The organism is Roseobacter sp. GAI101, from assembly GCF_000156335.1.
In the GTDB taxonomy this organism is placed as follows: Bacteria; Pseudomonadota; Alphaproteobacteria; order Rhodobacterales; family Rhodobacteraceae; genus Sulfitobacter.
Map to the genome: position 1 here is coordinate 3,406,663 of NZ_DS999213.1, position 6,974 is coordinate 3,413,636.

A 6,974-nucleotide genomic window follows, 5' to 3' on the forward strand; every position below is an offset into this window, starting at 1 on the left:
GTCCTGCAAGCACGGGGGGCGCGTCGGCACCGGCGCATGTTTTGCTGATTTCGCGCATGATCCGGTCCCTGAATGCCACTTGCTGAGGGCAGTGCTGCTGTAGTTTTGAAGACAGAAACCAGAATCGTGCTCCGGCTGCAAGCGCGGTACCGATCGTGTGGGGACGGATCGTTGGGAAACCCCGGCGCGGGCTTGTTCTGCGGGTAAGGGCAGGCGGCACGCCGTGACGTTGCACAGAAAAAAGGCCAGTACATTGATGCACTGGCCCCATGATTTTCACCGTTGATGGGTTTAGACTAAATATTGGGCACCATTTGCAGTGATGGTAGACCCGTTGATGAATCCGGCATCGTCGCTGACCAGGAACACGACTGCGCGTGCGATTTCCTCGGGTTCGCCAAGCCGACCCGCCGGGATCTGCGCTATGATCGATTCGCGGACCTTCTCGGGGACGGCCATGACCATATCCGTAGCGATGTAGCCCGGGCAGATCGCGTTTGCCGTGATCCCTGCGCGCGCCCCTTCTTGGGCAAGTGACTTAATGATACCAAGATCGCCGGCTTTGGTCGCGGCATAGTTGACCTGCGCGAATTGACCTTTTTGACCGTTGATCGAGCTGATCACGACGACACGTCCGAATTTGCGGTCACGCATGCCGGGCCAGACGGGATGGACCGTGTTGAAAACGCCGGTGAGATTGGTGTCGATCACCTCGTGCCATTGCTCGGGCGTCATCTTGTGGAAGGGGGCGTCGCGTGTGATGCCGGCATTGGCAACGACCACATCGACCGGGCCAAGGTCTGCTTCGACCTTTGCGATCCCGGCTTTGGAGTCCTCATAACTCGCGACATTCCATTTGTAGGTCTTGATGCCGGTCTCTTCGGTAAACTTCGAGGCGGCTTCATCATTGCCTGCGTAGGTAGCAGCGACGGTATATCCTGCGTTTTTCAATGCTACTGCAATGGCGGCACCGATTCCTCGGCTCCCTCCGGTCACAAGTGCGACACGTGACATAAACTTTCTCCCTTAAAGCAACGTTATTTTATATAATCATCTCGTTGCGCAATTTTATTTCGTATAAAAGTGTTAAAGCATCGCTAATGTAACTTGCAACAGTTTAGAGGGGATTTTTAAGAAGGTTTTTGCACGGCACGCGAAAACGTGCCGTGCAGGTGCTATCAGGGACGTTCAAGACACATGGCGACGCCCATGCCACCGCCGATGCACAGCGTGGCAAGGCCCTTCTTGGCACCGCGACGCTGCATCTCAAACAACAAGGTGTTGAGGATACGCGCGCCCGAGGCACCGATCGGGTGACCGATTGCGATTGCACCACCGTTTACATTCACGATTGCCGGATCCCAGCCCATGTCCTTGTTGACGGCACAGGCCTGCGCGGCAAAAGCTTCGTTCGCTTCGACCAGATCAAGGTCTTCGGCCTTCCAGCCAGCTTTTTCGAGCGCCTTGCGCGATGCAAAGATCGGGCCCGCGCCCATGATCGTCGGGTCGAGACCGACAGTCGCATAGGATGCAATGCGTGCGAGTGGCGTAATGCCGCGCTTTTCAGCATTTTCAGCGGTCATCAACAGCGCAGCAGCCGCACCGTCATTCAGGCCCGAGGCATTGGCCGCTGTGACAGAGCCGTCTTTCGTGAATGCAGGGCGCAGTTTCTGCATCGCTTCCATCGTCGCGCCATGGCGGATGTATTCGTCCTGGTCGACGACCGTCTCGCCCTTGCGGGTCTTCACGGTGAACGGGACGATTTCGTCGGCGAACTTGCCCGCCTTCTGTGCCGCTTCAGCTTTGTTTTGGGATGCGACAGCGAATTCATCCTGCATGTCGCGGCTGATCTGCCATTTCTCGGCAACATTTTCAGCAGTCTGGCCCATGTGATAGCCATGGAAGGCATCCCACAGGCCGTCCTTGATCATGGTGTCGATGAAGTTCATGTCACCCATTTTCTGGCCGGCGCGCAGGTTTTGGGCGTGGGGGCTCATCGACATGTTTTCTTGTCCACCGGCGGCGACGATGTCGGCATCCCCCAGTTGGATGTGCTGTGCGGCCAAGGCAACGGCGCGCAGGCCGGACCCACAGACCTGATTGATCGACCAAGCCGCAGATTCGATGGGAAGGCCCGCGTTGATATGCGCCTGACGCGCGGGGTTTTGACCTTGGGCGGCGGTCAGAACCTGACCCAGAATAGTTTCATTCACTTCGGAGGCATCAATGCCAGCGCGCGCCACGATTTCTTTGAGGACGGCGGCCCCCAAATCATGCGCAGGCGTGTTTACGAAGGATCCGCTAAAGCTGCCAACTGCTGTGCGGGCTGCGGATGCGATGACAATATTTGTCATAGGTTCTTCCCCTTGAGTAATGACAAGGGGTCGTAAGTGTCGCGAATAGACCGCGATCCCCCCGTCTTCTGGGAAAGGTCATACCGCATTGCTGTTACTGCGGCAATCAGGCTAAAAAGCCGGTCATCTTTTTGCGTTCCTGCGTATTGACCGTCCAATAGGGGCGGGTTGTTGGACTGCCAAATAGAAATCCCTGTTGGCAGTCGACGCCCATGGATGTGAGCAGTCGAGAGTCCTCTTCATTCTCTACCTGTTCGGCCACCGTGATCATGTCGAAATTTTCAGCGATGGAGAGCATAACGGACACCAATGCCCTGTTGTCTGGATTGCGCGAGATGCCGCGGATGAACTGTCCGTCGAGTTTCAGGATATCAAAGTAAAGATCTTTGAAATAACGGATCGCTGTGTATCCCGACCCAAAGTTGTCCAGTGCGAAACAGATGCTCCTGCTCTGCAATTGCTCCATGAAATTTGCGACAAGTTCCGGCACCTGCATCGCCGATTGTTCGCTGATCTCCAGAATCAACCGCTCGCCGATCGTTGCATCGCGATTCAGCCAGCGGTTCAGCATGGTCGTCCAGCCCTTGTAGCCGATGGATCGGGCAGACATGTTGATGGAAAGACGTAGATCCGGGTTGTCGGCAAGCGCCATGAGGCCCGCGCGCAAGGCAAGCACGTCAATTTCGCGTCCAAGCTGCGTGTCTTCGACGACGGGCATGAATTCGCGCGCGGGGATTACGCGGCCCGTTGGGTCGAGGACGCGAATCAGCCCTTCGTAAAAGGCAACCTTGTCGTCCGCCACGTTCCGCATCACCGGTTGATAGGCCAGCAACGTCTGCTTGTGCGCAATAGCGTCCGTGACCATCGCAAGGGTCGACCGGTCACGCTGGGTCACCGCATAGTTCAACGGGTTCTCCCCGCCCTCGGGCAGATTGGCGAAGCGGTGTTTGGGGCGCTCTTTCAAGGGTCAGTTTCCTGTGTGTATATCCTCTGTCTTGATGCCTCAGCTTTTGATAAGACCACGTTAAATGTCAATTTTGACGCGAATTACTGGTTAATTGAGGGCATTTACCGAAATGCCCGATGTGGGGGCTGATGGAGCGCTGCGATTGGGCTGGGCCGGAACAGATTTATCTGGATTATCATGACACTGACTGGGGTGTGCCGGAATATGACAGCCGCGCATTGTGGGAAAAGCTGGTACTGGACGGCTTTCAGGCGGGGCTGAGCTGGATCACAATCCTTAAAAAGCGCGAGAATTTCCGGGAGGCTTTCGCAGGATTTGACCCTGATGTCATCGCAACATGGGGCGCGGCAGATGTCGACCGCTTGCTGCAAAACCCCGGCATCATCCGCCACCGTGGCAAGATCGAAGCGACGATCACCAACGCACGTGTCTGGCAGCAGATCGAGGCCCGCGAAGGGTTTGACACCTATCTATGGAAATATGTCGACGGCGTACCACTGCAAAACAGTTTTGGGCGTCATTCTGATGTGCCGACGTCGACGCCATTATCGACGCAAATATCGAAGGACCTCAAGAAACAGGGTTTCAAGTTCTGCGGACCCACGATTGTCTACGCTTTCATGGAGGCAGTTGGGATGGTGAATGACCACCTTGTCGGTTGTCATCGCCACCACGCGGTCAAGAAGATGGTGCGCGAACGGTAGGGTGAACCGGCTGAAAATGCGCTTTTCGTTGTTACTTGGTGGTCCCCTCTGTAGCGTTGCGTTCATCAACATTCCGGAGCGTTTATGACCACCTTACCCCGTCTTTTCCAACCTCTGACCTTGCGCAGCCTCAAGACCCGCAACCGCGTCGTGATCTCGCCGATGTGCCAGTATTCGGCGCATGAGGGTCATATGGACGACTGGCATCTGGTCAATCTGGGGCGCTATGCCATCGGCGGGGCGGGCATCGTCTTTACCGAGGCAACGGCTGTGCAAAAATGTGGCCGGATTACCCATGGATGTCCGGGGCTCTGGACGGACAGCCAAATTCCGGCCCATGCGCGCATTGCGCAATTTGCCCTGCGCAACGGTGCCATTCCGGCGATCCAGCTGGGTCACGCCGGTCGTAAGGCGGGCATGCAAAGGCCGTGGTTCGGCAATGGGCCGCTGGATGACGCCGATATTGCACGCGGGGATATGCCCTGGACACCTGTCGGCCCGTCGCCCGTGCCCGTTGCCCAAGGATGGCCCGCGCCCCATGCCCTTTCGCATGAAGAGATAGACGCGCTGGTTCAGGATTTTGCGTCGGCTGCCCGGCGGGCTTTGGCTGCGGGATACAAGATCGCAGAGGTTCACGGCGCGCATGGCTATCTGCTGCACAGTTTTCTGTCGCCGCTGTCCAATCGGCGGACCGACGAATACGGCGGTGATCTGGCGGGCCGGATGCGGTTGGCGCTGGAGGTGACCGAAGCGGTCCGGGCCGTCTGGCCCGATGATCTGCCGTTGTTCTTCCGCACGTCTGCCGTTGACGGTACACCGGAAGGCTGGACCTTGGAGGATACTGTGATTCTGGCGGGTAAGCTTAAGGCTATCGGCGTCGATGTGATGGATTGTTCATCAAGCGGCATCGCCGGGTCGGCGACGGCAAGCGTCCCCGCCAAACGTCAACCGGGTTTTCAGGTCGCCTATGCCGAGCGGGTGCGCAAGGATGTCGACATGACAACGATGGCCGTAGGGCTGATCACGCATCCGAAGCAGGCCGAAGATATCCTGGCCCAAGGGCGCGCAGACCTGATCGCCATCGGCAGGGAAGCCCTTGTTGATCCGATGTGGGCGCTGCACGCGGCACAAGCGCTTGGGGCTGACCCGCTGTTTGAGACATGGCCCGAACAGTCAGGCTGGTGGTTGGCAGGACGGCAAAAAACCTCTGATTTTTACAATCCTGACACTGCTGACTGACTCTTGTGCCGTTCAGCGGCCCCGATCAATGTGCGAATTGTGACATTGATCGGGGGGCATTCCTTTACCGCGATGCGACGTCAAATCGGCCTTTCTGAATCACAGCTTCATCCCGCCCAGTTCGGCCACCCCGACAAAGCTTCGATTCCATGTCGGGCTGATCAGCACCTCGTTGATGCAGACATGGGCAGGGGCCTCGGCGATGTAGCGCACCATTGCCCCCAGATCGTCGGCTTGCAGCATTTTGCCAAGGTCTTCGTCCGACGGGGGCTTGGGCCGTGATTGCATGATAGGGGTGGCAACTTCGCCGGGCATCAGCGCCGTGCAGCGAATGCCGTTGACGCCTTCGTCCTGATTGATCGAATGGCTTAGCGCCACAACAGCATGTTTTGACGCGGTATATGCGGGACCCGTCAGACGCGACGGATGCCGCCCCGCCCAGGACGACGTCAAAATCAGCGTCCCTGCGCCCTTGGTGCGCATCTGTGGCAAGACGGCCAACACCCCGTTCATCACGCCGTTCAGATTGATATCGACCACCTTGGCGAAATCCGTTGGCGTAATCGCGGCGACCGAACGGTTGGGCACGTTGATACCTGCATTTGCCATGAAGATATCGATGCCCCCAAGGCGCGCGATGATGTCGTCTGCAATCGCCTGCGTCGCCTGCGCATCCACAACATCAAGCTGCGCAGCTTCGGCCTTGCCTCCGGCGGCGCTGATCTCTGCCACGACGCGGTCGAGTTCTTCCAGACGGCGGCCGGACAAGACAACATGCGCCCCGCTGGCCGCGAGCGCCTTGGCGGACGCTTCGCCGATCCCCCCGCCGGCACCTGTCACCCACGCGATCTTTCCTGTAAGCGTTCCCATCGTATTTCCCCCCTCATATCCAATGCATTCGACCCGAGAAGTTCACAGATGTCCGTTTCTGTCCAGTCCCCGGCATTCGCGCATTGACTCCCCGCATCACCCTCGTATAAGCGCGGCTTCATTGGTGTTGGTGGACCCTGCAAAGGGATCCCTGTCGGGCTTTATGCCAGAGGACAACGCCCTTTACCGCCCGCAAGGGCCTTATGAAGGAGAACAGCCGTGACCAAACGCACCGCTGCCAAACACAAAATTGACCGCCGCATGGGCGAAAACATCTGGGGCCGTCCTAAATCCCCAGTAAACCGTCGTGAATATGGCCCCGGCCAGCACGGTCAGCGCCGCAAGGGCAAAATTTCCGACTTCGGTATCCAGCTGCGCGCCAAGCAGAAGCTCAAGGGCTACTACGGCGACCTGACCGAAAAGCAGTTCCGCCGCATCTACGGCGAAGCCGAGCGTGTAAAAGGCGATACAGGTGAAAACCTGATCGGTCTGCTCGAGCGTCGTTTGGACGCGGTCGTGTACCGTGCCAAGTTCGTTGCGACAGTATTTGCCGCGCGCCAGTTCGTGAACCACGGCCACGTCAAGGTTAACGGCAAGAAGGTCAACATCCCTTCCTACCGCGTGAAAGAAGGTGACGTGATCGAAGTACGTGACCGTTCCAAGCAGATGGCAGCCTTGCTGGAAGCCACACAACTGCCAGAGCGTGACGTTCCTGACTACATGGAAGTCGATCACTCCAAAATGACAGCGACATTCGTGCGCACGCCTGCGTTGGGCGACGTGCCGTACCCTGTTGTTATGGAACCAAACCTCGTGGTCGAATTCTACGCGAAGAACTAA

7 protein-coding genes are annotated in these 6,974 nt (G+C 57.7%); 3 read left to right on the forward strand and 4 right to left on the reverse strand.

Annotated features, from left to right (window positions below; all coding sequences use genetic code 11):
• Window positions 1-291 precede the first annotated feature (291 nt).
• The 3 genes from phbB to RGAI101_RS16120 all read right to left on the reverse strand — a co-directional run bounded on the left by phbB (window position 292) and on the right by RGAI101_RS16120 (window position 3,318).
• The gene (phbB, locus tag RGAI101_RS16110) at window positions 292-1,014 is read right to left on the reverse strand and encodes an acetoacetyl-CoA reductase (RefSeq protein WP_008227839.1); all 723 of its coding nucleotides are present in this window, start codon (window positions 1,012-1,014) and stop codon (window positions 292-294) included.
• 164 nt (window positions 1,015-1,178) lie between these two features.
• Entirely contained in the window at window positions 1,179-2,354 is a 1,176-nt protein-coding gene (locus RGAI101_RS16115; protein ID WP_008228639.1) for an acetyl-CoA C-acetyltransferase, read from the reverse strand.
• A gap of 106 nt (window positions 2,355-2,460) precedes the next feature.
• Entirely contained in the window at window positions 2,461-3,318 is an 858-nt protein-coding gene (locus tag RGAI101_RS16120; protein ID WP_008227907.1) for an EAL domain-containing protein, read from the reverse strand.
• Window positions 3,319-3,449: 131 nt separating this feature from the next.
• Between RGAI101_RS16120 and RGAI101_RS16125 the strand changes: the two genes are divergently transcribed.
• Both RGAI101_RS16125 and RGAI101_RS16130 read left to right on the forward strand, forming a co-directional pair.
• Window positions 3,450-4,025 carry a DNA-3-methyladenine glycosylase I gene (locus RGAI101_RS16125; protein WP_037229724.1) on the forward strand — a complete coding sequence of 192 codons (576 nt, stop codon included), beginning with the start codon at window positions 3,450-3,452 and terminating at the stop codon, window positions 4,023-4,025.
• Between the two features lie 84 nt (window positions 4,026-4,109).
• Window positions 4,110-5,264 carry an NADH:flavin oxidoreductase/NADH oxidase gene (locus tag RGAI101_RS16130; protein WP_008228950.1) on the forward strand — a complete coding sequence of 385 codons (1,155 nt, stop codon included), beginning with the start codon at window positions 4,110-4,112 and terminating at the stop codon, window positions 5,262-5,264.
• 99 nt (window positions 5,265-5,363) lie between these two features.
• On the opposite strand, the gene RGAI101_RS16135 is transcribed toward RGAI101_RS16130, so the two are convergent.
• Window positions 5,364-6,134 carry an SDR family oxidoreductase gene (locus RGAI101_RS16135; protein ID WP_008229049.1) on the reverse strand — a complete coding sequence of 257 codons (771 nt, stop codon included), beginning with the start codon at window positions 6,132-6,134 and terminating at the stop codon, window positions 5,364-5,366.
• Between the two features lie 219 nt (window positions 6,135-6,353).
• Between RGAI101_RS16135 and rpsD the strand changes: the two genes are divergently transcribed.
• Window positions 6,354-6,974: a 30S ribosomal protein S4 gene (gene rpsD, locus RGAI101_RS16140; RefSeq protein ID WP_008226718.1), complete on the forward strand. Its 621-nt coding sequence runs from the start codon at window positions 6,354-6,356 to the stop codon at window positions 6,972-6,974.

Excerpts from the sequence above, each read along its gene's own strand:
- phbB (WP_008227839.1), bottom strand. The coding sequence starts at position 1,014 with ATGTCACGTGTCGCACTTGTGACCGGAGGGAGCCGAGGAATCGGTGCC.
- RGAI101_RS16115 (WP_008228639.1), bottom strand. The coding sequence starts at position 2,354 with ATGACAAATATTGTCATCGCATCCGCAGCCCGCACAGCAGTTGGCAGC.
- RGAI101_RS16125 (WP_037229724.1), top strand. The coding sequence starts at position 3,450 with ATGGAGCGCTGCGATTGGGCTGGGCCGGAACAGATTTATCTGGATTAT.
- RGAI101_RS16130 (WP_008228950.1), top strand. The coding sequence starts at position 4,110 with ATGACCACCTTACCCCGTCTTTTCCAACCTCTGACCTTGCGCAGCCTC.
- RGAI101_RS16135 (WP_008229049.1), bottom strand. The coding sequence starts at position 6,134 with ATGGGAACGCTTACAGGAAAGATCGCGTGGGTGACAGGTGCCGGCGGG.